Annotated in this window: 25 protein-coding genes and 1 pseudogene; 16 read left to right on the top strand and 10 right to left on the bottom strand. The window is 33.6% G+C overall.

The genetic code is table 11. The features are described from left to right. Positions 1–339 precede the first annotated feature (339 nt). From Q0F04_RS07270 to Q0F04_RS07255, 4 genes are read left to right on the top strand one after another with little or no spacing between them, the layout of a single operon-like run. Positions 340–1,734, top strand: coding sequence for a 6-phospho-beta-glucosidase (locus Q0F04_RS07270; protein WP_295751813.1), 1,395 nt, complete (start codon positions 340–342; stop codon positions 1,732–1,734). Continuing rightward, positions 1,724–2,755 (top strand): aldose epimerase family protein, encoded by a 1,032-nt coding sequence (locus tag Q0F04_RS07265; protein WP_295751812.1) that lies wholly within the window; start codon positions 1,724–1,726, stop codon positions 2,753–2,755. The genes Q0F04_RS07270 and Q0F04_RS07265 overlap by 11 nt, the downstream gene beginning before the upstream one ends. 14 nt (positions 2,756–2,769) lie before the next feature. Next, entirely contained in the window at positions 2,770–4,377 is a 1,608-nt protein-coding gene (locus tag Q0F04_RS07260; protein ID WP_295751810.1) for a PTS transporter subunit EIIC, read from the top strand. Then, positions 4,377–4,844 carry a PTS glucose transporter subunit IIA gene (locus Q0F04_RS07255; protein WP_295751807.1) on the top strand — a complete coding sequence of 156 codons (468 nt, stop codon included), beginning with the start codon at positions 4,377–4,379 and terminating at the stop codon, positions 4,842–4,844. The genes Q0F04_RS07260 and Q0F04_RS07255 overlap by 1 nt, the downstream gene beginning before the upstream one ends. 164 nt (positions 4,845–5,008) lie before the next feature. On the opposite strand, the gene Q0F04_RS07250 is transcribed toward Q0F04_RS07255, so the two are convergent. From Q0F04_RS07250 to aroB, 5 genes are read right to left on the bottom strand one after another with little or no spacing between them, the layout of a single operon-like run. Then, complete coding sequence (locus Q0F04_RS07250) at positions 5,009–5,872, bottom strand: YitT family protein (protein WP_295751804.1); 864 nt, start codon at positions 5,870–5,872, stop codon at positions 5,009–5,011. Positions 5,873–5,926: 54 nt separating this feature from the next. Continuing rightward, complete coding sequence (locus Q0F04_RS07245) at positions 5,927–6,781, bottom strand: prephenate dehydrogenase (protein ID WP_295751801.1); 855 nt, start codon at positions 6,779–6,781, stop codon at positions 5,927–5,929. Beyond that, positions 6,778–8,040 carry a 3-phosphoshikimate 1-carboxyvinyltransferase gene (gene aroA / locus Q0F04_RS07240; protein WP_295751798.1) on the bottom strand — a complete coding sequence of 421 codons (1,263 nt, stop codon included), beginning with the start codon at positions 8,038–8,040 and terminating at the stop codon, positions 6,778–6,780. Before aroA ends, Q0F04_RS07245 begins: the two co-directional genes overlap by 4 nt. Then, the gene (gene aroC, locus Q0F04_RS07235) at positions 8,037–9,146 is read right to left on the bottom strand and encodes a chorismate synthase (RefSeq protein ID WP_295751796.1); all 1,110 of its coding nucleotides are present in this window, start codon (positions 9,144–9,146) and stop codon (positions 8,037–8,039) included. The genes aroA and aroC overlap by 4 nt, the downstream gene beginning before the upstream one ends. Continuing rightward, entirely contained in the window at positions 9,136–10,149 is a 1,014-nt protein-coding gene (gene aroB, locus Q0F04_RS07230) for a 3-dehydroquinate synthase (protein ID WP_295751793.1), read from the bottom strand. The genes aroC and aroB overlap by 11 nt, the downstream gene beginning before the upstream one ends. Positions 10,150–10,231: 82 nt before the next feature. On the opposite strand from aroB, the gene Q0F04_RS07225 reads away from it, so the two are divergent. Continuing rightward, positions 10,232–10,840, top strand: coding sequence for an HD domain-containing protein (locus Q0F04_RS07225; protein WP_295751791.1), 609 nt, complete (start codon positions 10,232–10,234; stop codon positions 10,838–10,840). On the opposite strand, the gene Q0F04_RS07220 is transcribed toward Q0F04_RS07225, so the two are convergent. From Q0F04_RS07220 to Q0F04_RS07210, 3 genes are all read right to left on the bottom strand, one after another. Further along, the gene (locus Q0F04_RS07220; protein ID WP_295751789.1) at positions 10,835–11,362 is read right to left on the bottom strand and encodes a hypothetical protein; all 528 of its coding nucleotides are present in this window, start codon (positions 11,360–11,362) and stop codon (positions 10,835–10,837) included. The genes Q0F04_RS07225 and Q0F04_RS07220 overlap by 6 nt on opposite strands. A gap of 15 nt (positions 11,363–11,377) precedes the next feature. Next, positions 11,378–11,965 carry an Ltp family lipoprotein gene (locus tag Q0F04_RS07215; protein WP_295751786.1) on the bottom strand — a complete coding sequence of 196 codons (588 nt, stop codon included), beginning with the start codon at positions 11,963–11,965 and terminating at the stop codon, positions 11,378–11,380. Positions 11,966–12,036: 71 nt separating this feature from the next. Continuing rightward, positions 12,037–13,005 (bottom strand): serine/threonine-protein kinase, encoded by a 969-nt coding sequence (locus Q0F04_RS07210; protein ID WP_295751783.1) that lies wholly within the window; start codon positions 13,003–13,005, stop codon positions 12,037–12,039. Positions 13,006–13,038: 33 nt separating this feature from the next. Here Q0F04_RS07210 and Q0F04_RS07205 point away from each other — a divergent pair, with 33 nt between their 5' ends. Next, positions 13,039–13,452 (top strand): hypothetical protein, encoded by a 414-nt coding sequence (locus Q0F04_RS07205; protein ID WP_295751780.1) that lies wholly within the window; start codon positions 13,039–13,041, stop codon positions 13,450–13,452. A 17-nt stretch (positions 13,453–13,469) separates the two neighbouring features. Here the strand turns inward: Q0F04_RS07205 and Q0F04_RS07200 are convergent, their stop codons facing one another. Both Q0F04_RS07200 and Q0F04_RS07195 read right to left on the bottom strand, forming a co-directional pair. After that, positions 13,470–14,252, bottom strand: a complete 783-nt coding sequence (locus Q0F04_RS07200; protein WP_295751779.1) for a DeoR/GlpR family DNA-binding transcription regulator — start codon at positions 14,250–14,252, stop codon at positions 13,470–13,472. Beyond that, positions 14,249–15,031: a hypothetical protein gene (locus tag Q0F04_RS07195; protein WP_295751777.1), complete on the bottom strand. Its 783-nt coding sequence runs from the start codon at positions 15,029–15,031 to the stop codon at positions 14,249–14,251. The genes Q0F04_RS07200 and Q0F04_RS07195 overlap by 4 nt, the downstream gene beginning before the upstream one ends. A gap of 211 nt (positions 15,032–15,242) precedes the next feature. Between Q0F04_RS07195 and ulaG the strand changes: the two genes are divergently transcribed. The 10 genes and pseudogenes from ulaG to Q0F04_RS07145 all read left to right on the top strand — a co-directional run bounded on the left by ulaG (position 15,243) and on the right by Q0F04_RS07145 (position 23,751). After that, a complete protein-coding gene (gene ulaG, locus Q0F04_RS07190) occupies positions 15,243–16,346 on the top strand; it encodes an L-ascorbate 6-phosphate lactonase (RefSeq protein ID WP_117571379.1) in 1,104 nt (367 codons plus the stop codon). A gap of 16 nt (positions 16,347–16,362) precedes the next feature. Next, positions 16,363–16,815: a PTS sugar transporter subunit IIA gene (locus tag Q0F04_RS07185; RefSeq protein ID WP_295751774.1), complete on the top strand. Its 453-nt coding sequence runs from the start codon at positions 16,363–16,365 to the stop codon at positions 16,813–16,815. Between the two features lie 17 nt (positions 16,816–16,832). Further along, positions 16,833–18,299: a PTS ascorbate transporter subunit IIC gene (locus Q0F04_RS07180; protein ID WP_295751771.1), complete on the top strand. Its 1,467-nt coding sequence runs from the start codon at positions 16,833–16,835 to the stop codon at positions 18,297–18,299. A gap of 14 nt (positions 18,300–18,313) precedes the next feature. Further along, positions 18,314–18,610, top strand: a complete 297-nt coding sequence (locus tag Q0F04_RS07175; protein WP_117571377.1) for a PTS sugar transporter subunit IIB — start codon at positions 18,314–18,316, stop codon at positions 18,608–18,610. A 68-nt stretch (positions 18,611–18,678) separates the two neighbouring features. After that, positions 18,679–19,713, top strand: a complete 1,035-nt coding sequence (locus tag Q0F04_RS07170) for a hypothetical protein (protein ID WP_186999128.1) — start codon at positions 18,679–18,681, stop codon at positions 19,711–19,713. 3 nt (positions 19,714–19,716) lie between these two features. Beyond that, positions 19,717–20,418 (top strand): L-ribulose-5-phosphate 4-epimerase, encoded by a 702-nt coding sequence (locus tag Q0F04_RS07165; RefSeq protein WP_295751767.1) that lies wholly within the window; start codon positions 19,717–19,719, stop codon positions 20,416–20,418. Then, a complete protein-coding gene (locus tag Q0F04_RS07160) occupies positions 20,402–21,250 on the top strand; it encodes an L-ribulose-5-phosphate 3-epimerase (protein ID WP_295751764.1) in 849 nt (282 codons plus the stop codon). The genes Q0F04_RS07165 and Q0F04_RS07160 overlap by 17 nt, the downstream gene beginning before the upstream one ends. Before the next feature lies 1 nt (position 21,251). Further along, positions 21,252–22,070: pseudogene (locus tag Q0F04_RS07155) on the top strand (transketolase). Beyond that, positions 22,070–22,996, top strand: a complete 927-nt coding sequence (locus Q0F04_RS07150) for a transketolase family protein (RefSeq protein WP_295751761.1) — start codon at positions 22,070–22,072, stop codon at positions 22,994–22,996. The pseudogene Q0F04_RS07155 and the gene Q0F04_RS07150 overlap by 1 nt, the downstream one beginning before the upstream one ends. Then, positions 22,987–23,751: an HAD family hydrolase gene (locus Q0F04_RS07145; protein WP_295751759.1), complete on the top strand. Its 765-nt coding sequence runs from the start codon at positions 22,987–22,989 to the stop codon at positions 23,749–23,751. The genes Q0F04_RS07150 and Q0F04_RS07145 overlap by 10 nt, the downstream gene beginning before the upstream one ends. The last annotated feature ends 54 nt before the right edge of the window (positions 23,752–23,805 follow it).

Below are 23,805 nucleotides of genomic sequence, written 5' to 3'. Positions count from 1 at the left end.
AGATACTCTAAAAACTTTAAAAATTTTTTAGAGCAGGTTATAAACGCCTCTAAATAATTACTAATAAACAGATAGAGAAAAACAGGTAAAGAGACAGCTGTTTATGGCAAAAAAAGGAAAGAAAAAGAGCCAATTTAGAGACCCCAAAAGTCGTCCCTAAAATTGACCCTAAAATAGACCCCAAAAATAATGACCCTAATTAAAATTGGTTACCCAAAGTTTCAGATTTTTTTGAATCTTTTTTATTTTGCTCAGAAAAAACTATCTTCGATTCTTGGGCATATTGAATAACAATTGGGTGAAATGTAAATTAAAGCTATCAATAGAAAAGGAGAAAACATTATGGAAAAAGGATTGAAAATTGTTACGATTGGTGGCGGAAGCAGTTATACACCTGAATTGATGGAAGGCTTCATTAAACGTTACAATGAACTTCCAATTAAGGAAATTTGGCTTGTTGATATTGAACAAGGAAAAGAAAAAGTGAATATTGATGCCGAAATGTCACAACGTATGTGGGATGCAGCAGGTTATGATGTAAAGGTACATGTATCCTTTGATCGTAGAGAAGCATTAAAAGATGCGGATTTTGTTACAACACAATTTAGAGTGGGTCTATTGGAAGCTAGAATTAAAGATGAGAGAATTCCTTTGTCTTATGGAATGTTAGGACAAGAAACAAATGGAGCTGGTGGAATTTTTAAAGCGTTTAGAACAATTCCTGTAATTCTTGATATTGTAGAGGATATGAAGGAATTATGTCCAAATGCATGGCTAATTAATTTTACAAATCCAAGTGGAATGGTAACTGAAGCAGTTATTAAATACGGAAAGTGGGATCGTTGTATTGGTTTATGTAATGTTCCAACGATTGCTATGATGAAAGAGCCTATTGCATTAAATGTAGATCCAAATGATTTGATTTATCAATTTGTAGGTTTAAATCACTTTCATTGGCACAAAGTATATGATAAAGATGGAAATGAATTAACAAGTAAAGTAATTGATGCTATGTTGGATGGAAAAGATGTTGGTCTTCCAGCAAACATAAATAACGTTCCTTTCTTTGGAGAACAAATCAGAGAAATGAATATGATTCCTTGTGGATATCATAGATATTATTATCGTCAACAAGAAATGTTAGAGCATAGTTTGATGGAATATGAAACAATTGGGACTCGTGGTCAACAAGTAAAAGAAACAGAAAATAGATTGTTTGAATTATATAAAAATCCTAATTTAGATCATAAACCAGAAGAATTAGCAAAACGTGGTGGAGCTTATTACAGTGATGCAGCGTGTGAATGTATTAATGCGATTTATAACAATAAGCAGACTCATATGGTTGTCAGCACAAAAAATAGAGGAGCAATTCCAGAATTGCCTGAAGATTCAATAGTTGAAGTAAGTTGTTATATTGGCGCAAAAGGGGCAATGCCTGTTGCTTGGGGAAAATTGCCAAGTGCACAAAGAGGATGGCTTCAATGCATGAAAGCAATGGAAGAATGTACAATCGAAGCTGCAGTAACTGGTAATTATGGTTTGGCACTTGAAGCATTTACATTAAATGAATTGATTCCATCGGGAGAAAATGCAAAGCATGTTTTAGATGAATTGTTGATTGCACATAAGAATTATTTACCACAGTTTAAGTCTACAATTGAAAAATTAGAAAAAGAAAATGTCACAATCAAAGATTCAGTAGTGAACGAGATTATTGCTCATGAGCGTTAAACAAGAAGTATTTGGAATTCATCCATCGGGCAAAGAAGTTTATAAATTTGAAATCACAAATAAGCAAGGAATGAAAGCAGTAATTACTAATTTTGGTGCTATTCTATTATCCTTGTTTGTTAAAGATAAAAAGGGTGTTTTTCAGGATGTTGTATTGGGATATGACTCATTAGAAGAATATCTTGATAATCATCCAATGTTTGGAGCAACGGTAGGACGCAATGTGAATCGTATATCGAATGCAAAATTTGAACTGGATGGAAAAACATATTTATTGGATAAGAATAGAGGAAATCATAATATCCATAGTGATAAAGAACATGGGTTTCATAAAGTGATTTGGGATTATGAAATCACTGGTGAAAATTCTGTATGTTTATCTTATTTAAGTTGTGATATGGAGCAAGGCTTTCCAGGTGAAGTCTATATAAAGATGACATATACTTTGACAGAAACAAATGGATTGATATTGTCATATTTTGCGACACCAAATAAAAGAACGATTTTAAATGTTACGAATCATACATATTTTAATTTGGGAGGAAATATATTTTTTACAGAGTTTTGTATTCATGCGAAATCATTTACACCTGTTGATGAAGATATAATTCCAACTGGTGAAATTAAACAAGTAAAAAATACACCAATGGATTTAACAAAATATTCATTTATTGGGGATAGATTGATCTCGCATTATCCTCAGTTACAAATTGAAAAAGGGTATGACCATAACTATGTACTAGATCATCCTCATACGGGATTTCGATTAATTGCTCAAGCTAGAAATATGAAAAGTGGAATACATATGGATGTGTACTCGGATATGCCAGGAATGCAGTTTTATACATCAAATTCATTAAAAAATACGATAGGTAAAAATGGAGCTGTTTATAAAAAGTATGATGCATTTTGTATGGAACCAGATTATTTTCCAAATGCTATTAACACAAAAGGTTTTGAAAAACCAATCTTCGATTCAAATAAAAATTTTATTTCAACAACAATGTATCAATTTTATTAGGAGGAAAATGAAATATGAATAAGTTTAAAGAGTCTGGAAAGTTTTTTGCTACGATCCAGCAGGTAGGAAAGTCTTTCTTTTTACCAGTATCTGTTTTACCAATCGCAGGGCTTTTATTAGGGTTAGGTTCTTCGTTTACAAATCAAACAACGATTGAGACATATAATTTAACAGGATTATTAGGGTCAGGAACTGTATTAAATGGTTTATTGACAATTATGTCTCAGGTAGGTACAGCAATTTTTGGAAATTTACCATTGATTTTTGCGTTAGCAGTTGCATTAGGTATGGCAAGAAAAGAAAAAGCAGTTGCAGTTTTATCATCTGGAATTGCGTTTATTGTAATGCACACATCGATTAATGCTATGTTAAAAATTTGTGGTTATATTCTTCCAGATGGAAGTCAGGCAGATTTTGTATTACAAGGACAATTATCTAGTGTACTAGGAATTACATCTTTAGAAATGGGTGTGTTTGGAGGAATTATTGTAGGATTAGGAGTTGCAGCACTACACAATAAATTCTACAAACAAGAATTGCCTATGGCATTATCATTCTTTTCAGGGGTTCGTTTCGTACAAATTATCAGTACTATCGTGTATATTTTTGTAGGAATTCTTTGCTTCTTTGTATGGCCATTTGTTCAAAGTGGAATCTTTACATTAGGTAATTTAGTAACAGCTTCTGGATATGCAGGAACATTTATTTTTGGATTCCTTGAACGTGCATTGATTCCATTTGGTCTTCACCATGTATTCTACATTCCATTTTGGCAGACAGCACTTGGTGGAACAGCCACTATTGATGGAGTCGTAGTTGCTGGTGCACAAAATATCTTCTTTGCAGAATTGGCATCATCCAATACGGTACGCTTTAGTGTAGATGCATGTCGTTTTATGACTGGTAAATATTCGTTTATGATGGCAGGATTACCAGCAGCCGCATATGCTATGTATAAATGTGCTAGACCTGAAAATAAGAAAGTAGTAGCAGGATTATTGTTCTCTGCTGGTTTAACTGCATTCTTAACAGGTATTACAGAACCTATTGAATTTACATTCTTATTTATTGCTCCAGGACTATTTGTTTTACACTGTGGTTTAGCGGGTTTATCATTCTTGCTATGTCATTTATTGAATATCTGTATTGGAACAACTTTCTCATGTGGATTGATTGATTTTACACTTTATGGATTGCTTCAAGGACCAACAAAAACAAATTGGCCAATGATGTTAGTTTTATTTGTGATCTATGCAATTGGATACTATTTAATCTTCTCATTTATGATTAAGAAATTTAACATTATGACACCAGGACGTGAAGAAAATGCAACAAATATTAAGTTGTATACTAAAGAGGATTTGAAAAATAAAAATAATACGAAATCAGAGTTAATTCTAAAAGGTGTAGGTGGAGTTGACAATTTAGTGGATATTGATGCTTGTGCAACTCGACTTCGCTTAACTGTTGTAGATGAAAATTTAGTGAATGAAGAATTGTTGAAAGAATCAGGATCAAAAGGGTTGATTAAAAAGGGTAAAGGAATTCAAATCATTTATGGTCCACAGGTAACAGTTATTAAAAGTGATTTTGAAGAATATGTTGAGAAAGTGAGTCAATAATGTTTTTTAGAAAGAAAATTAAAGAATTAGAAATTTATAAATGCGCGCAAGGAGACATTGTGCCTATTGAAAATGTTCCAGATTCAGTTTTTGCTGACAAATTACTAGGTGATGGAATCGCAATCAACCCTAGTAATGGAGAAATTATTTCACCTATTGATGGACAAGTTGTTATGATTCAAGACAGCCTTCATGCAATTGGAATTAAATCAGATGAGGATATTGAAATATTGATTCATGTTGGATTGGATACAGTTGAACTAAAAGGCGAAGGATTCGTTAAGAAAGTGAATATAAATGATAGAGTGAATAAAGGGCAGCCTATTGTATGTTTTGATAAAAAAATGATTGAAGAAAAAGGCTATAATACTATTACGATGATGATAGTTGTTAATAATGAGCGCATTTTAAAATTAGAAAAAGGCAATCAATTAGACAAACCTTTAATAAAAGTTCAATATAAATAAAGAAAACTGTAGCGATGTGATTCGCTACAGTCTTTTTCTATATTAAAAAATAGGTCTGGAAAAAACATAATATCATAATCCATTTCGAACACAAAAAGGATTATCTTAATAGCTAACGGAGTGTGTAAATTAAACTGTGAAGATGAATTGTGCTATTTTTATTATTACCTAAGCTTTTCGACGCTTTTCTTATTATTCCAAGTACCAATGACTTCATTGACTGTAGATACAGTAACGAATGCTTCAATATCACTTTCTTGAAGATAATATAGTAATTTTTTATATTCATTTGTAGCCATGATTGTGACAAGCTCTGTATGCTCAGTCTTATCATAACCACCTTTTGCCGAATATAAAGTAACACCACGTTTTAGTGTGTTCATAATATAATCTTGAATGACTTCATATTCTTTGGATAAGATACAAATTTTCTTTTTCTTATTAAAACCATCAATAAAATAATCTACAGCCTGACCATTGGCTAGTGTTGCCAAAGCACCAACCACTAAGGCACCAATATCATACACGATTAGACTTGTTGTACAAATCAATAAGCCAACTAATGTACATGCTTTACCAAGATCCATATGTGTATATTTATTTACAATTTTCGCAATGATATCCGTTCCACCACTTGATGCGTTTACACGGAATAGAATAGTCTGTCCAAAAGCTAAAATCAATGTATAGGTAGCCATGTCAAAAACAGCATTTTGTGTTAAAGAAATATTGTTCGGATAGATTCTTTCAAACATAGCTAGAAATAAAGGCAATAATAAAGAGGCATAAATTGTTTTTGCCCCAAATTCCTTACCAATTAGAACAATACCTAAAATCAACAATAAGGCGTTGATCACAAAGGTAAGTGTAGAAATGGATAGGCTTGTGATTTTAGCTAAAACCATAGCTAAACCGGTAACACTTCCGGTGATGACTTGGCTTGGAATCAAGAAGAAATATATAGCGACACTGATGATAAACATGGCGAGTGTGATGGTCAAAAAGCTTTTTAATGTATTCGTTTTCATTTTTAAAACCTCCAACCCTTATTATGCCAAAAAAAGTGTAAAAAAAGAAGATTTTTATTTCTTCTTCGCATCGGTTTTATTAAATTTGTCTCTACGCTTTGTAGATTGAATGAATAAGCGCTTCATTTCCTGCGTATCTTCTTGTTCTAAAGAATCTCTAAAGTGAGAAATTGAATCAATAAACTGATTGATTTCATCTAATAAAATTTCTTTATTCATGATAAATAATTCAGTCCATAGATCTTCATTGATTTTTGCGATACGCGTTAAATCCCGAAAGCTATCGCCTGTATATTCTACAAGATGTGCATTATCATGTGTATTCATTAAGGATACCGCAATGACATGGGTCAATTGAGATAAAAAGCCAATCATTTTATCATGCTCTTCAATAGATAATGTACAGATTCTACCAAATTCCATTTGAGTTGCTAAATCTTTTACAGATTCAATAGTTTCGCTTTTATTCTTTTGAGTTGGAACAAGAATAAAGTTAGATCCTTTAAAAATGGTTTCATCACTAAATTCAATACCACGAGATTCTCTACCACACATAGGGTGAATGCTTAATAATTCAAGATCTTCTCGTAATACATCTTGAATGGGTTTGACAATATTTGTCTTCACACCACTGATATCCATCAATAATGAATGTTTAGGAATATCATTTTGATAGACTTCAATCCAAGGAAGAATTTTCGTTGGATATAAACAGAAGATAAATGTATCACACTTTGAAATGACATCTAAAGGATTTGTGCTACCATCTACGATGATTTTTAATTCTTTAGCTTTATCAATGGTTTGCTCGGAAACATCAATACCATAAACGTTGTAGTTTAAGTGTGTTAGTTTCTTCGCAAAACTTGCTCCCATTAATCCAAGTCCAATAATCGCAATGTTTGTCATAGAATTTCGACCTTTCCGCCTAGACTTTGAATATCTTCAAAGAAAGTAGGGTAACTCTTTGTGATGGCTTGAGCATCATCAATAATACATTCGGAATCTGCACATAATCCAAATACAGTCATGGCCATAACGATACGGTGATCATTGTGTCCAAAAATTTCGATTGTATTATCTGATTCATACAGTTCTTTACCATGAATTTGAATTGAATCAAATGTAGAAGTAATGTCTACACCCCATTTTTTAAGCTCGGTTTCCATTGCCTCAATACGATCACTTTCCTTCATGCGTAAACGAGCCGCATTCACAATATTTGTTTCACCATTCGTATAACTAGCCAAAACACATAAAATAGGACCTAGATCTGGACAGTTGGATAAGTCGATTGTTTGTGGAATTGGCTTTTTGTTTGTGAATGTGATAGTATCTTTTTCACTTGTAAAACTAGGAATACAATCTAGAATGGCTTTATCTCCTTGTTTACTTGACATATCCATGTTAGAACATGAGAGGGTATTATTTAAGGTGCCTAATACCGCAAAGAAGGCAAGCTGAGAAAAGTCTCCTTCTACCGAAACGTTCTGAGCTTTATAGTGCTGGTTTCCTTTGATTAAATAAGAGTTTGAACTTGTTTCAATGATTTCAATGCCAAATTTTGCTAACATTTGAATCGTAAGATTTACATAGCTCTTCGATTCATAAGGTTCAGTAATTGTAAGTGTACTATCTTGATTTAATAATGGAAGTACAAACATGAAACCTGTAATAAACTGACTTGATATATCTCCTTGTACTACATAGTCTTCCGCTTTTAGATTTCCACTCACAATGATTTCTTGATCCGATTGATTAAATTCAATGTTTTGTTCCTTAAATTCATTCGCATATACATCCATAGGTCTTTGAAGTAATCTTCCTTGACCTAAGAATTTGACTTTGGCATTGGTGCATGCAGCTAGTGGAATCAAGAAACGCAAAGTAGAACCGGATTCATTGGCATTACACGTAATGTTTCCTTCTTGTTTGAAAAGATTTGTACCAGTTACTTCATATGTAGTTTCATCCAATTGTTTGATTTTAGCTCCCAAAGCTTTCATGCAGCCAACGGTTGCCTCAATATCCTTTGAGTTTGTGACATTGGAAACAATACTTGTACCATCACTTAATGAGGCACAGATCAATGCTCTATGTGCCATCGATTTGGATGCAGGTATTTTTACATTTCCACTTACTTTACTTGGTGTTACTTTTACTTTCATTCAAAATCCCCCTGAAGTGGCTTAATGGCAAGCCTAGACATATATAGATCTAATAATCCAAATGCGACTACACTATCGACAACGATTCTAGCACGGTGCAAGATGCATGGATCGTGTCTTCCTTGGATTTGAAGATCCACATTTTCTTTTGAAAGATAATCCACAGATTCTTGTGTTTTAAAAATTGATGGTGTTGGCTTTATGCAAGTATGAATGACTATTGGCATTCCATTTGTGATGCCACCATTAATTCCGGCATTATGATTCGTCTTTGTTTCAATCTTATTATTAAAACGGAAGGCATCATTGGCTTGAGATCCTTTCATTTTCGCAAAGCCAAATCCTTCACCAAAAGATACTCCTTTTACGGCTGGTACAGAGAAAATCAAGTGGGACAAAATACTTTCCACAGAATCAAAGAATGGTTCTCCAAGTCCTGCAGGAAGTCCTATAATGGCAGTTTCTAAAATACCACCTAATGAATCACCTTCAACAGCCGCTTTTTCAATTTTTTGAATCATTTGATCTTTGATTTGATCATCTAAAACCGCAAATGTTTTATCATTGACTTTGGCAATTTGTTTTTCTAAAAGATCATAGTCTTGACTAAAAGGAATATCCGATAAGGTATATAAGCTTTCGATGTGTGATCCGACCACAATTCCCTGTGATTTTAGAATTTGTCTACAAATACTTCCGGCAGCTACGATGCATGCGGTAAGTCTTCCAGAAAAATGTCCGCCTCCACGATAGTCTTGGTAGCCATTGTATTTTTCAAAGGCTGTAAAATCAGCATGTCCGGGACGTAATCTTCCATGGAAGGCAGAATAGTCTTTTGATTTTGTATTTTGATTTTCAATGATAATTGTAAGTGCTGTACCTGTTGTATACCTGTTATACATTCCTGAAATAATATGCACTTCATCAGCTTCGTGCCTTTGGGTTGAAATCTTACCTGTTGCCTTACGCTTGTCCATGTCAGCTTTGATTTGTTCCATATCCACTTGAAAGCCTGCAGGAAGACCATCTAATGTGATGCCAATGGCAGGACCGTGGCTTTCACCAAATAATGTCCAAGATATATTTGTACCAAAGTTATTTTTCATAAGGTCCTCTTTCTAATACGTTTTGTATGTCTTCAAAAGAAAGTTCTTTGATGATATAAGAACCAGATTGTTTCACTAGAATTGTAGAGACTGTATTATGACTGCTTTTCTTATCGTGTGTTACATATTCTAATAATGTGGCAGTATCATAGTCTGGTACTTGAGGCAAATCTAGTTTTTTATAGATGTTTAATACACGTTGTTTTAATGTTTCATCTTCTATAAAGAACAACATACCCATCGCTACACATTCTCCATGAAGATATGTATTTAATCCATATGCAGATTCAATGGCGTGTCCAATGGTATGTCCAAAGTTTAGAATCTTTCTAAGATTACTTTCTCTTTCATCTTGTTGAACAACGTCACGCTTTAATTCAATGGAACGCGTAATAATCGCATCGATATCTAATGTGTCTTGTTCAAATAAAGAGACTAAATGATCATCTAAAATCAGTCCCATTTTAAGTGCTTCACATAGCCCATTGTGTTGTTGGCGAAGGGAAAGCGTCGATAATACGTTTGGATCAATAATAACGGTTTTTGGTTGCCAGAAAGCCCCCACAATATTTTTATAGGAACCCATATCAATGGCAACTTTTCCTCCTACACTTGAATCAACCTGACTTAATACAGTTGTAGGAATGTTGTAGAAATCAATGCCGCGCATATAGCTAGCAGCGACAAAGCCTGCAAGATCTCCGACAACGCCTCCACCTACTGCGATTATCGCATCTTTTCTAGACATGTTGTGTTGAATCATTTCTTCTAAAAGATGTTTATATTGATTAAAACATTTGGATGGTTCTCCTTGTGGTATCGTACATACAAATGAATCTGGGCATTGTTCTTTGACAATTTGAACCCATTTTTCTGGGACACCTGTATCTGTGATGATCGCAATCTTTCTTGTGACTGGAATATATTCATGTACTTTTTGAATTGCGTTTCTTTCAATATATATTGGATATGAATGATTTAGTAAATTGACATTTAGCTTCATAATAAAAAACTCCTTTCGTATATCATACCATGAACAGATCTCTTTTTCAGAAAATTTCTGAAAGAAATAGTATAATGAATATATGGAGTACTTAGTTAAAGCTCAAGAATATTTGAAATTGAAGATCAAGGATACGTATCGTTTGGCCCATTCGTATCGTGTCGCAAATATTGGAAAGGAAATTGCCAAAAAAGAAGGGTTGAATGTAGAGGATTTAATGATTGCGTGTCTTTTGCATGATGTAAGCTATTGTACATCTTTTAAAACACAAGAGGAGTGGCAAAATCATGGAAGGGTATCGAGTAAAATGGTTCGTGAATTTTTGGAATCGATTGATTATCCAAAAGAGAGAATTCAGGATATGTGTTTTGCGATTGCGATTCATGTAGATTTAAAAGCCGATTTTGAAGGGGAATACAATGCGTTTACTTTAAGTGTGCAGGAAGCGGATAATATTGATCGTGTAGGTGCCTATCGCTTATATGAAACGTTAGAAGCTGTGCAGTTTAGTAAACAACCTCTAGAAGTGCAAATACAATATGTGGATTCAATGCTACAAACATTGAATGAATATGCTTCTTATGAGTGTACAACAAAGACGGCACAAGCATTATGGCTAGATCGTATTCAATTTCAAATGAATTATTATGAGCGTTTAAAAGATCAATTAAAAATATCCACAGCCTTATAAGCTGTGGATAAATGTTTCTACGCGATACATGATTTGTTTCAGATTCTCAATGTCTGTTTGAATATTTCCTGTTTCTAAGGAATGATTCCCATCAACAATACTATGAAATTCGATAAGATGATAAATACAATATTGTTCGATCTTGTCAAAATTAGCCCACTGATCTTTGGTTCCAGAATACACTAAATCTTTTTGTTGGAGATATTCCAAAGTAAAATCTAATGGTGTGAAATAGATATTGGCAGTTAACTTATATTCATGGGCAAGTTTAGCTGCACAATAGGTTCCAATACTTTTAGATATGAATAGAATGGAATCATATGTGCCTAAATCCATTTTTTCAATTTGATCTTTGGCTTGTTTATACGCTTCATCTTTAGATTTGTTTAAATCAAAGTCTAGATTTGAAAACTGTATTTCTTTAATTTCATAATCCATATTCTTTAGTATCTTCTTTGAATAATATAGTAATGGTTTATCTGTGTGGTATCCAATTCCAGGAAATAATATAGCTAGTTTCATGTCTTTAGTATAAGATTAGTTATCTAAATTATCAATGGCATATTGTGCTTCTTCAGCCGTAAATTTTTCGCCATAATCACTTACTAACTGATCATAGATGGCATCTTTTGACATACTCATATTTTCTTGATAGTTCTTGGCGGATTTTAAGGCTGTTTCTAAATAGTCTCCCTTAATATTATCAATCGCATATTGCGCTTCTTCTGGTGTCAACTTTTCTCCATATTCCGAAGTCAATTGATCATAAATTCCTTGTTTGGACATGTACATTGTTTTCTTATAGTTTTCACCACATTTTAGTGCATTCTCATTATAGTTTGCATCTAGATTATCAATCGCATATTGTGCGGCTTCTGCATCGAATTGATCTCCATACTCTGAAGTTAATTGATCAAAGATACCTTGTTTGGACATGTGCATCATATCACTATACGTTTCTGCGCTACGCAATGCGTTGCGATATTCTTTAGGCACACTTGGTTCTTCTTTTGTTTCTACGACCTTTTCTTTTGCCCCTTCTTTTACTACATCATTTGAAGTTGAGCATGCGACAGCTGATATGACAATGGCAGCTGTTAAAAATACTTTTAAACCCTTTTTCATATATACTCCTTATTCCTTTTTCTTTAGTATAAGAAATATATAAAGGATTTTGGTATGCAACGAGCATACATTTAAATTAGGGAATCCATCCACATAAAAAACCATACGTCTAAACATAAAAATAGAAAGAAAATAATGGAATAAAGGATTGGCCATGGTATTTTTGGTAAATATTTATGAAATAGATTTTTATTGTAGTAAAGGAATAATCCAAAATATATAAACACAAAACAACTTAGCTTATTAATAAAGCTATTTTTAATGGTGTCTCCTGGTTCCATATCGACTACAAGTATAAATATAAATAGAATCCATGCTAGAGAGACTAGCTTTGATTTAAGTGTTTCATGATTAAATGGTGGGATAATAACTGCTTTTCCTTGGATGGCTAAGTCCATTTCTTTGACCGAATTATAGCGATTCTTATAATCCAATTGTGTTGCCTTTAGAATAACTTGTTTTAAATCAAATGGAATATTATTTTGATGTTCTAAAGAACCATTCAATAAGTAGTTCATTAATTTACCCAAGGCATATATATCTGTTTGTGGATTGGATTGTTGAAAGCCAAATTGTTCAGGTGCTGCATAGCCAACACTGCCTAAAATAAGTGTATCTTTACTTTTCTTGGAATCTAGAAAACGAGCAATCCCAAAATCAAGGAGTGTCACCTTGTTATCGTGATAAATAATATTTTCTGGTTTGATGTCACGATGGATAATAGGTGGATTTAACTTATGTAATGTATCTAAACATTCACATAATTGATGCATAATATTTCTTACATCTTCTTTTGAAAGAATTTGTTGATCCAATGTTTTTCCATTAATATATTCTTCAATCAAAGTTAAATGGTTGTCATTTTCTTGAATCACAAAAATCTTAGGTAAATAAGGACTCTTTATTTTTTGAAGTATTTGATAAAGAGTCTTATCATAATAATTTAATTCTTTTTGGATATATTTAGTGTGTGTTGTTTCGTGTTCTACTAATGAAATGATTTTATCTTGATCTTGTTTAATTATTTGTAAAGTCTTCATAAATTGCTCTTTCTTGTGTATATTATAAGTATTATGGCAGAAACAAATCAATTATTAAAAACAATTCAAGAAACAAAGAGTGATGGATTAAACACTTTAATGGAAAGTCTAGAGGATTTAACTTTTTCAGAATATTTAAATCATATCCTTGATGCTAAGCATATGTCTAAGGCACAAGTATTATCGAAGACAACGATTCAAAGGAATTATGGATATCAAATCTTTGATGGTTCAAAGGTTCCCAATAAAGATAAGGTGATTCAGTTAAGTTTAGGATTCGGTTTAGATTTGCGTGTGACAAATAACTTATTGTCTTTATCGAACAACGGAATGCTGTATCCAAAGGTAAAGAGAGATGCATTATTGATATATTGTATTGAGAATCATAAGAGTGTATATGAAACCAATGAGTGTTTGATGGAGTATCAGTTAGAGTTGTTGGATTAAAAAAAAGAAATGATTTCTCATTTCTTGTAGCTAAGTAGTGGATTTAATTGTTTAACGAGAATACTATTTTGTTCAAATTCTTCAATCTGTTCGGCAGGCACTCGAGTATCTGTGATAAGATATGCGAATGAATCTGGCTTTGCGACTACGAATTGATGTACATAATTAATTTTTGTCGCATCCGCAAGAATGAATGCTTCTCCACTGCATCTAGAAATCATAGCTTCATTGATAGTTACTTCAGATAAAATGGCAGTGCTCATGCCTACTTCGCTATCAAAACCGTTACATCCTAAGAAAGCTTTATTAGCTTTGACTCTTTGAAGATTATTTAAGGCAAAATCACCGGTCATACTTTCTTTTGGAAAGCGAAGCTCGCCACCAGTCATAACAATTTGTACATTGGGGTCATGATCACAAAAAATAGCTTTTCCGTTGTTTGTGATGATTGTGACCCTTTTTCCTACGATATATTTGATAACTAGTAATGCAGTTGAACTTGTATTGATGAAAATTGTATCTCCATCTTCTACAAATGTAGCTGCATATTTGGCAATCGCATGTTTATAAGCTTCATTTGGATCTACGTCATTTTCAACAAAATTTTGAACAAGTTTTGCCCCACCATAAAAACGTTCAACAGCTCCCATATCTTCCCAATATTGTAAATCTCTACGAATTGTTAATGGTGTTACATTTAACTCTGAAGCAAGATCATCCACGTTTACAGTACCCTTGACTTGTATTTCTTGCATAATTTTTTTTCGTCGTGTATCTACGACTTCTTTTGTCATTTTCATAAAATCTCTCCCTTTTTACATGTGTTGCTTAACCCTTTTAATGTTATTATTTTATTTTTATAATTCTCACTGAGACTCTTTTCTTTTATCTTATTACATAACATCGCAAATTGATAATAATATTGTGCTTTTTCTCTTGGGTTCATATTCTCTGTATTTACGGATTTAAATACATTTAGACTTTGTTTATAATCTTTTCTTGATACTAAATATATGGCATCCATAAATTCCCAGTTAAATAATGGAGAAACCTTTGCACCTTTAACTTTTGTATTACGCATTCTTTCTAATTTATTATATTCTTGTTTTGCACATTCTAAATCATTCAACATAAATGAGCAATAGAACTTTGTATAATGATAGATCAACAATTGATCGACTGTGCTATGGAAGAATTTTGTGTTTTCTTCAATATGTTCCAAGCACTTCTTATATTCCATTTGATCTATATAATATAAAGTATCAAATATTTTCTTATCATTATTATAGGCGTGAAATACGTCTTTTTTTAGTAATGTATTAAATTTATCGTTAGCTTTTTCTGGATCTAAATCAAACGCAATCGTTTTGATGGCTTTCTTATATAAATGTTTTAAGTATTCGGAATATAGTGCAACGCCTAAGATAATAATTAATAGAATAATAAATAGTATTTTAGTAGACATAAATTTAGCTTGAAAGATCTTATAAATACTGTAACCTGCAAATAGAATATAGAATGCGTAAGATATGATTTGTTGTGCATTTTGGGAAAAAGACATTTTTTCTAATGATTTCATAGTTTACCTTCTTTCTTTAAGTTCATTGTATTTAAAAAGAACGTAAAAGTCAATCTAAAAATTCGTTTAAATGAACATAAAAAACATGTAAACGATTAAAAAATCGTAAAAACGATAAAACGAACATAAAATACGATTGTTTTTATGCTTTTAATGATCTATGATTTGAGTGTCAAAAAACCATGGTGAAAAACAGAAAGAGGAAAGCAAAATGTCAAAAGTAGATGAAATTACAAGAGATTCTTGGATCATGTCAACCTTCCCAGAATGGGGCACTTGGTTGAATGAAGAAATTGAAAATGAAGAAGTTAAGCCTGGCACTGTCGCAATGTGGTGGCTAGGATGTACTGGTATTTGGTTTAAAACACCTGGAGGTGCAAACATTACAATTGACTTATGGGCAGGTAATGGTAAACGTACTCATGGGGATGGAAAAATGAAAGTGGGCCATCAAATGGCTAATATGTGTGGATGTAGAAATATGCAACCAAATTTAAGAGCTGTGCCATTTGTGATTGATCCATTCGCAATTAAACAAGTAGATGCAGTATTAGCTACACATTATCATCAAGATCACATGTCAGCGGAATATGCAAGTCATGTATTAAAGTCAGGAATGACTACAGTTGATGAAAATGGAAATGAAATTCCAGTACCATTCATTGGTCCAAAAAAATCCGTTGAATTGTGGCAAAAATGGGGTGTTCCTGCTGATCGTTGCATCACAGTAAAACCTGGAGATACAATTAAAATTAAGGATATTGAAATTGTTGCCTTAGATTCATTTGATCGTACTTGTATTACTACAACGGATTCACAAGGAGCAGATCGTGAAGATCTTCGTGGAAAGTGTCCAACAGATATGGATGATAAAGCTGTAAACTACTTGGTAAAAACACCAGGAGGAAATATTTATCATTCAGGTGATTCTCACTATTCAATCTATTATGCAAAACACGGAAAAGATTATGATATCGATGTTGCGTTTGGATCATATGGAGAAAATCCAGTTGGAATGCAAGACAAAATGACAAGTGTTGATATCTTGCGTATGGCCGAAGCTTTAAGAACAGATGTAGTTATTCCTATTCACTATGATGTTTGGACTAACTTTAAAGCGGACCCAAAAGAAATCGAATTGTTATATAATTATAAGAAAGATGTATTAGATTACAAATTCCATCCATTCATTTGGGATGTAGGGGGAAAATATGTATATCCAACAGACAAGGCAAAACGTCAATATCACTATCGTAGAGGATTTGAGGATTGCTTTGAAGAGGAACCAAACGTTCCATATCGTTCAGTTTTATAAGAAGAGGTTAATGAATATGTTGAAAGAAATTGTTGAAAAAGGACATTATTGTTTTGTTGAGAAAGTTGATTCATGGCAAGATGCCATTCGACAAAGCTATGCACCTTTGTTAAAGGATAATACAGTAGAAAATGAATATGTAGAGGCTGTTATTGAATGTGTGAATAAATATGGACCATACATCGTAATTGTTCCAGGTATTGCGATGCCACACTCAACAGAAGGAGCAGTAGGATGTAATGGAACAGCTATTTCATTTATGAAGGTGGAAGAAGAAGTTGATTTTGATCCAGAAGATCCAGATAAAAAGGCAAAATTGTTCTTCTCTTTAGCAGCAATTGACCATGATCAGCATATTCAAAATATACAATCATTAATGGATACTTTGATGAATGAGGATATTGTTGAAGCGTTAATGGGTGCAAAGACAAAAGAGGATTTAGAAAAAATTGCTAATCAATATGAATAATATATGAGGAGAGTAAAATGAATATAATAATGACAGTATGGGACTTTTTTGCGACAAACATTTTGACGCAGCCCGCTTATTTTATCGGTTTGATCGTATTTATTGGTTACATCTTATTGAAAAAACCAATTTATGATGCATTTGCAGGATTTATAAAAGCTACAGTCGGATACATGATCTTAAGTGTAGGTTCTTCTGGCTTAGTAGGAAACTTTAGACCTATCTTAGTTGGATTAAAAGATCGTTTCAATTTACATGCGATGGTAATTGATCCATATTTTGGACAAAATGCCGTTACAGAAGGTTTACAGGAACAATTTGGAAGAACGTTCTCTCAAGTTATGATCTTATTGTTGATTGCATTTATTATGAACTTAGTTTTAGTTCGATTAAAAAAATGGACAAAGATGCGTGCTGTATTCACAACAGGTCACGTACAGATGCAACAGGCATCAACAGCATTCTGGTTGCTTCTATTCTGCTTCCCTAAATTAGGAAGTACACCAATTCTAATTGTTATGGGATTGATTTTAGGATTATATTGGGCTGTTGGTTCCAACTTAACAGTAGAAATCACACAGGAATTAACTGAAGGTGGAGGCTTTGCGATTGCCCACCAACAAATGTTTGGTATCGCATTATTTGGTAGTATTGCTAAAAAGATGAAGGGTGAAAATTCAAAACGTTTGGATGATTTAAAATTCCCTGGATTCTTATCTATCTTTAATGAAAATATGGTCGCAACATCTATCTTGATGTTCTTATTCTTCGGTGCTATTTTAATGGTATTAGGAAAGGATTATTTAGTTGAAGCTGGATTTATCGCAGAAACACAAAACTTCTTCTTCTATGCAATGACAACAGCATTTAACTTTGCGGTATATCTAGCTATCTTACAATTAGGTGTTCGTACCTTCGTTACAGAACTTACAAATTCATTCCAAGGTATTTCTAATTCATTCTTGCCTGGAGCTGTTCCTGGTATTGATTGTGCCGCTGTATTTGGATTTGGTAGTTCAAACGCTGTAACAGTAGGATTCTTAATGGGTGCTTTAGGACAATTCTTAGCTATTGGTGCTTTATTGTTGATGCATTCACCAACATTGGTTATCGCAGGATTCGTTCCAGTATTCTTCGATAACGCCGTAATTGCAGTATATGCAGATAATCGTGGTGGTATCAAAGCAGCTATGCTTCTTCCATTTATCTCTGGTTTAATTCAAGTATTCGGATCTGCTTTAATTGCTGGCTGGGTAGGATTAAGCCAATATGGAGGATATCTAGGAATGTTTGACTGGGCAACAGTATGGCCAATCTTTACAGTAATCATGAAATATGCAGGATATGTAGGTGTAGGAATCGTAGTATTGATTTTGGTGGCAATTCCACAATTGCAATATCGTAAACACCCAGATACATATTTCTTAATTACAGAGGATTATGATGCATATTTAGAAAAAGTACAAGCAGCAAGTGCTGAATAAAAGGAGAAATTACAATGGCAAAATTAAAATTATTAGTATGTTGTGGCAATGGTGCCGGAACAAGTATGATGATTAAATTAAATGTTGAAAAAGTAGCTAAAAAGATGGGACTTGATGTACAGGAAATTCATCACTGTGCAGTGAGTGAAGGAAAGTCAGCTGCTGGAAATTATGATATCGTATTGTGTTCAAAAAACTTTGTTCCTATGTTTGAAGATTCAAAGAAACGTGGAACTAAAGTTGTTGGACTAAAGAATGTAATGTCTGCAAAAGAAATCGAAGAAGGCTTAAAAGCAGCACTTAGTGAATAATAAAAAATGAAAGCTGCGTTTATGCAGCTTTTCTTATACCCAAAATTACCTAAAAAAAGGAGAAAATCATGAAAATTGTTAAGAAAAAACTAGATGATATGTACCGTTGCTATTGTGCAAGTAACATTTATTTCGATGGACAAAATCATATTTTATTGGCCAGTGAAGATCCGGATGTCGCATGTAATATGTACTATGGAAAAGACTATGAGACAAAAGAAAATGTATGGACACATCCAGGTGGATGTATGTCGATCGTTCCAATTCCTGGAAAAGAAAAAGAGTTCCTTTGTGTTCAAGAATTCTATTTAAAGGTGACTCCATCTTTGGCAAAGATTGTATGGGGAAAATATGACAATGGAACATGGCAATTCAAAGATGTAGTATCCGTACCTTATGTTCATCGTTTTGGAATCTTTAACCAGAATGGCATCAACTATTTGATCCTAGCTACAGTAGCTACTTCTAAAAAAGAAAAGAATGACTGGAGTGTTCCGGGAAGAATCTATGTAGCTGAATTACCAGAAGATCCAAGTACTGGAGTTGAACTAGAAGTATTGTGTGATGGACTATATCGTAACCATGGTTTCTGGCAAACAAAAGAAGATGGTAAAGATGTTGGATACTTTGGTAGTGATCAAGGAATCTTACGTGTAAGTGCACCAGAAAAACGTGGTGGACAATGGAAAGTAGAACCAATTCTATCTGGACATATTGGTGAGATTGCCACAATCGATATTGATGGAGATGGTCAGGATGAAATCATGACCATTGAAGAATTCCATGGAAATACAATTCAAATCTATAAGAAAGATGGAAGTGAATATAAGAAAGTATGGCAATACGATAATGAAATTGATTTTGCGCATGCCTTAGTTGGAGCTAAACTTGCAGGTCAAAATGCATTTGTATGTGGTGTTAGAAGAAAAGACTGCGAATTATTTGTAGTCACATATGAAGATGGAGAATATAAAGTCACAATGGTCGACAAAGGTGTAGGACCAGCCAATCTATGTGTTGTACATGAAGATAATAGAGACATTATTGTGGGTGCTAATCATACTGCAGCCCAAGCAGCAATCTACTTTGTTACGGAGGACTAAGATATGTTAGAAGAATTGAAACAACGTGTACTAGATGCCAATTTATTATTGCCAAAATATGGTTTGATCACATTCACATGGGGAAATGTATCTGAAATCGACCGTGAAAAAGGCATCGTAGCTATTAAACCAAGTGGTGTTGAATATGATGTAATGACTCGTGATGATATTGTACTAGTGGATTTAGATGGAAATATTGTAGAAGGAAATCTACGTCCAAGCTCAGATTTAGATACGCATTTGGAATTCTATCGTAATTTTCCAAATATTGGAGGAGTTGTGCATACGCACTCTACTTGGGCAACAAGCTTTGCACAGGCAGGAAAAGATATCATTCCATTAGGAACAACACAGGCTGACTATTTCCATGGAGCCGTTCCATGTACTCGTTTTATGACGGAAGAAGAAATTCATGGAGATTATGAATTGGAAACAGGAAAAGTTATCGTAGAAGAATTTAAGACACGCAATATTGATCCAGACAGAGTTCCTGGTGTATTGGTACATTCACATGGACCTTTCACATGGGGAACTGATGGATTCAATGCGGTTCATAACGCGGTTGTTTTAGAGGAATGTGCAAAGATGAATGCGATCGCATCTTTATTAAACAATAATGAAATTGATTCAATGCAACAGGTTCTATTAGATAAACACTTTAATCGTAAACATGGACCGGGAGCTTATTATGGGCAAGCTAAATAGAGAATATAGACTCGGTATATATGAAAAGAGTATGCCAAGTACACTTGCTTGGGTAGAAAAATTAACGATTGCCAAGAAATATGGTTTTGATTATTTGGAAATCAGTATTGATGAGAGTGATGCAAAACTTGCAAGATTGGATCAGTCAACAGATGAAATCAAGGAAGCCATTCAAAAAACGGGTGTTCCAATTTCTTCCATGTGTTTAAGTGGACATCGTAAATATCCACTTGACTCTCATGATAAAGAAATTCAAAAGAAGTCATTGGAAATCATGAAGAAAGCCATTGATTTTGCGGCAGATTTAGGTGTTCGTATTATTCAGTTAGCTGGATATGACGTCTATTATGAAGATGGAGATTTATATACAAATCATGATTTTGAAACAAATCTAAAGAAATGTGTAGAGATGGCAGCCGAAAAAGGAATCGTGTTAGGTTTTGAAACAATGGAAACACCATTTATGGATACAGTAGAAAAGGCAATGCGCTATGTCAATCTAGTAAGCAGTCCATATCTAGGGGTATATCCAGATATTGGAAACTTAAAAAATGCATCATTACTGTATGGTGTAGATGTGGATGAAGATTTAATGTGTGGAAAGGGACACATTTTTGCGAGTCATTTAAAAGAAACAGTACCAGGCAAATATCGTGAGATTCCATTTGGGACAGGTCATACGGAATTTGTAAAGAATATCAAGACATTGAAACGACTTGGCGTGCGTATGTTTGTCGGAGAATTCTGGTATGTGAATAATGAAGATTGGGAAGATGTTGTAAAGAATGCAGGTGTATTCTTAAGAGATAAGTTAGATAAGGGATTTGAGTAAGATGGAAATAAAAGAATTAGAACTTCATGCGAATCGTATTCGTAAAAATATATTAACAGAAGTACATAGTGCTAACTCAGGACATCCAGGAGGATCTTTGAGTGGTGCCGATATTTTAACAGAAATCTATTTTGAACAGATGGATATCAATAAGGGCAATGTAGATTCAATTGATCGTGATCGTTTTGTGTTAAGTAAAGGGCATGCGAGTCCATTATTGTATGCAACATTAAAAGAAAAGGGTTTGTTGGATGATGATTTAACTACATTTAGAAAGATTAATTCAAATCTACAAGGACATCCAAATATGAATGAAGTAGCTGGCGTAGATATGTCTACAGGATCTTTAGGACAAGGTATTTCTTGTGCTGTTGGTATGGCTATTGTCAATAAGCATGTGGATAAGAATGCGCATCGAATTTATTGTTTATTAGGTGATGGTGAATGTGAAGAAGGTCAAGTATGGGAAGCTTGTATGGCAGCGACTCACTATAAATTGGATAACTTATGTGCTGTTTTAGACTACAATCATTTACAAATCGATGGAAACATTGATGAAGTAATTTCACCATAACCATTCGCAAGTAAATTTGAATCTTTTGGATGGAACGTATTAGACGTAAATGGACATGATTTTGATGAATTAAGAAATGCGTTTGAACAAGCTAAACAAGTTAAGGATAAACCAACAATGATCATTGCCCATACAATCAAAGGTAAGGGTGTATCGTTTATGGAAAATAACTATGCATGGCATGGTGCAGCTCCAAATGAGGAACAATATGAGCAGGCAATGAAAGAGTTAGGAGGTCTTGAATAATGGCAAAAGAAGCAACGCGTAATGCCTATGGAAAGGCTTTGGCAGAATTAGTTAAAGAAAGAGATGACGTATTAGTATTAGATGCGGATCTTACAAAATCTACAAAAACAATCGATGCCAAAAAGGCAAGACCGGAACATCATTTCAATATGGGAATTGCCGAAGGAAATATGATGGCAGTAGCTGCTGGTATGGCCGCAAGTCATAAGGTGGTATACGCATCTAGTTTTGCGATGTTTGCGGCAGGAAGAGCTTTTGAACAGATTCGCAATAGTATTTGTTATCCTAACTTGAATGTAAAAGTATGTGCAACACATGCAGGAATTACAGTTGGAGAAGATGGTGCAAGTCATCAATGTATTGAAGATATTGCGCTTATGAGAAGTATCCCAAATATGAAAGTATTTGTACCATGTGATCAATATCAGGCAAAGGCGATTGTAAAGGCAGTAGCTGATATTGCAGGATCTTGTTATGTAAGACTTGGTCGTGGTGCAGTAGAAGATGTCTATGATGAAAATTATAAGTTTGAATTGGGAAAAGGAAAAGTTTTAAGAGAAGGGCAGAAAATCGCATTGATTGCGACAGGAATGATGGTGCAAGAGGCATTAAAAGCTGCAGATATTTTAGCTAAAGAAGATATTTCGGTTACGGTTGTAGATATGCCTTGTATCAAACCAATTGATGAAGAGTTGATTGAAAAAATTGCTAAATCCCATGAATTGATCATTACTTGTGAAGAGCATAATGTATATGGAGGACTTGGAAGTGCTGTGAGTGAAGTAACTTCAAAAAAGAGTCCAGTGCGTATGGAAATGATGGGTATGCAGGATACTTTTGGGGAGAGTGGAACTCCAAATGAACTACTGGCTAAATATGGTTTGAATGCGGATCATATTGTTGAAAAGGTAAAGGAATGTCTTTAAAAAATATTAAATTGATTGTGGCTGATTTAGATGGCACGCTCTTGCGTGATGACAAAAGTTTAGATCGAAATATAAAAAGTGTTCTGATTGAAAAGAATGTTCCACTTACTTTTGTATCAGGTCGAAATGTACATATTATTCAGGATTATATAAAAGAATTGGATATCACTTTACCTTATATAACGAATAATGGGGCCAATATGTTTTTAGGGAATAAATGTATTTATGAATGCCCAATTGATTCAAAAGAATTGGCGGATTGTCTACATATATTAGTCAAAAATGAAGTGGCATTCTTGGCCTACACAAATGAAACAATTTATTCAGTTGGATATCAAGAGGGGTTAGATGGTTTTAAGAAACGGTTGATTGGTAAATGTGAAATTATTGATGATGCCAATATTGAAGATATTGTTAGTGAATCAATATTTAAAGTTGTGATGATTCATCCAAATATGGAGAATGTAAAAGATCAATTGAATTCTGTTTGTGATAAAACAGTTTGTATGCAGTCAGAAGGTATTGTATATACTTTAACAAGTAAAGATTCAACAAAAGGGAAAACATTAAAAAAGTTATTGGAATATCTTGATATAGACTCAAGCAGTGTGTTGGCTTTTGGAGATAACTATAATGATATTTCTATGTTTGAAGTTGTAGATGGTGTTGCCATGGAAAATGCGCAGGATCATTTAAAAGAAGTCGCAAAGTATTCTACAAAGTCAAATGAAGCGTCAACTTCTCGTGATTTATAAACATCTATAATTTCAAATGATTGAAAACAGTCTAAATTAGTTTTAAATAAAGCT

The sequence above is a fragment of the uncultured Holdemanella sp. genome (genome assembly GCF_934772795.1).
Classification (GTDB): domain Bacteria; phylum Bacillota_I; class Bacilli_A; order Erysipelotrichales; family Erysipelotrichaceae; genus Holdemanella.
This window is presented reverse-complemented; position numbering and strand designations above follow the sequence as displayed.

Coding starts and splice junctions, on each gene's coding strand:
- aroB (WP_295751793.1), bottom strand. CDS start 10,149: ATGAAGCTAAATGTCAATTTACTAAATCATTCATATCCAATATATATT.
- Q0F04_RS07260 (WP_295751810.1), top strand. CDS start 2,770: ATGAATAAGTTTAAAGAGTCTGGAAAGTTTTTTGCTACGATCCAGCAG.
- Q0F04_RS07215 (WP_295751786.1), bottom strand. CDS start 11,965: ATGAAAAAGGGTTTAAAAGTATTTTTAACAGCTGCCATTGTCATATCA.
- Q0F04_RS07210 (WP_295751783.1), bottom strand. CDS start 13,005: ATGAAGACTTTACAAATAATTAAACAAGATCAAGATAAAATCATTTCA.
- Q0F04_RS07195 (WP_295751777.1), bottom strand. CDS start 15,031: ATGAAATCATTAGAAAAAATGTCTTTTTCCCAAAATGCACAACAAATC.
- ulaG (WP_117571379.1), top strand. CDS start 15,243: ATGTCAAAAGTAGATGAAATTACAAGAGATTCTTGGATCATGTCAACC.
- Q0F04_RS07245 (WP_295751801.1), bottom strand. CDS start 6,781: ATGACAAACATTGCGATTATTGGACTTGGATTAATGGGAGCAAGTTTT.
- Q0F04_RS07200 (WP_295751779.1), bottom strand. CDS start 14,252: ATGAAAATGACAAAAGAAGTCGTAGATACACGACGAAAAAAAATTATG.
- Q0F04_RS07165 (WP_295751767.1), top strand. CDS start 19,717: ATGTTAGAAGAATTGAAACAACGTGTACTAGATGCCAATTTATTATTG.
- Q0F04_RS07145 (WP_295751759.1), top strand. CDS start 22,987: ATGTCTTTAAAAAATATTAAATTGATTGTGGCTGATTTAGATGGCACG.
- Q0F04_RS07225 (WP_295751791.1), top strand. CDS start 10,232: ATGGAGTACTTAGTTAAAGCTCAAGAATATTTGAAATTGAAGATCAAG.
- Q0F04_RS07265 (WP_295751812.1), top strand. CDS start 1,724: ATGAGCGTTAAACAAGAAGTATTTGGAATTCATCCATCGGGCAAAGAA.
- Q0F04_RS07170 (WP_186999128.1), top strand. CDS start 18,679: ATGAAAATTGTTAAGAAAAAACTAGATGATATGTACCGTTGCTATTGT.
- Q0F04_RS07205 (WP_295751780.1), top strand. CDS start 13,039: ATGGCAGAAACAAATCAATTATTAAAAACAATTCAAGAAACAAAGAGT.
- aroC (WP_295751796.1), bottom strand. CDS start 9,146: ATGAAAAATAACTTTGGTACAAATATATCTTGGACATTATTTGGTGAA.
- Q0F04_RS07150 (WP_295751761.1), top strand. CDS start 22,070: ATGGCAAAAGAAGCAACGCGTAATGCCTATGGAAAGGCTTTGGCAGAA.
- Q0F04_RS07180 (WP_295751771.1), top strand. CDS start 16,833: ATGAATATAATAATGACAGTATGGGACTTTTTTGCGACAAACATTTTG.
- Q0F04_RS07250 (WP_295751804.1), bottom strand. CDS start 5,872: ATGAAAACGAATACATTAAAAAGCTTTTTGACCATCACACTCGCCATG.
- Q0F04_RS07185 (WP_295751774.1), top strand. CDS start 16,363: ATGTTGAAAGAAATTGTTGAAAAAGGACATTATTGTTTTGTTGAGAAA.
- Q0F04_RS07160 (WP_295751764.1), top strand. CDS start 20,402: ATGGGCAAGCTAAATAGAGAATATAGACTCGGTATATATGAAAAGAGT.
- Q0F04_RS07220 (WP_295751789.1), bottom strand. CDS start 11,362: ATGAAACTAGCTATATTATTTCCTGGAATTGGATACCACACAGATAAA.
- Q0F04_RS07175 (WP_117571377.1), top strand. CDS start 18,314: ATGGCAAAATTAAAATTATTAGTATGTTGTGGCAATGGTGCCGGAACA.
- aroA (WP_295751798.1), bottom strand. CDS start 8,040: ATGAAAGTAAAAGTAACACCAAGTAAAGTAAGTGGAAATGTAAAAATA.
- Q0F04_RS07255 (WP_295751807.1), top strand. CDS start 4,377: ATGTTTTTTAGAAAGAAAATTAAAGAATTAGAAATTTATAAATGCGCG.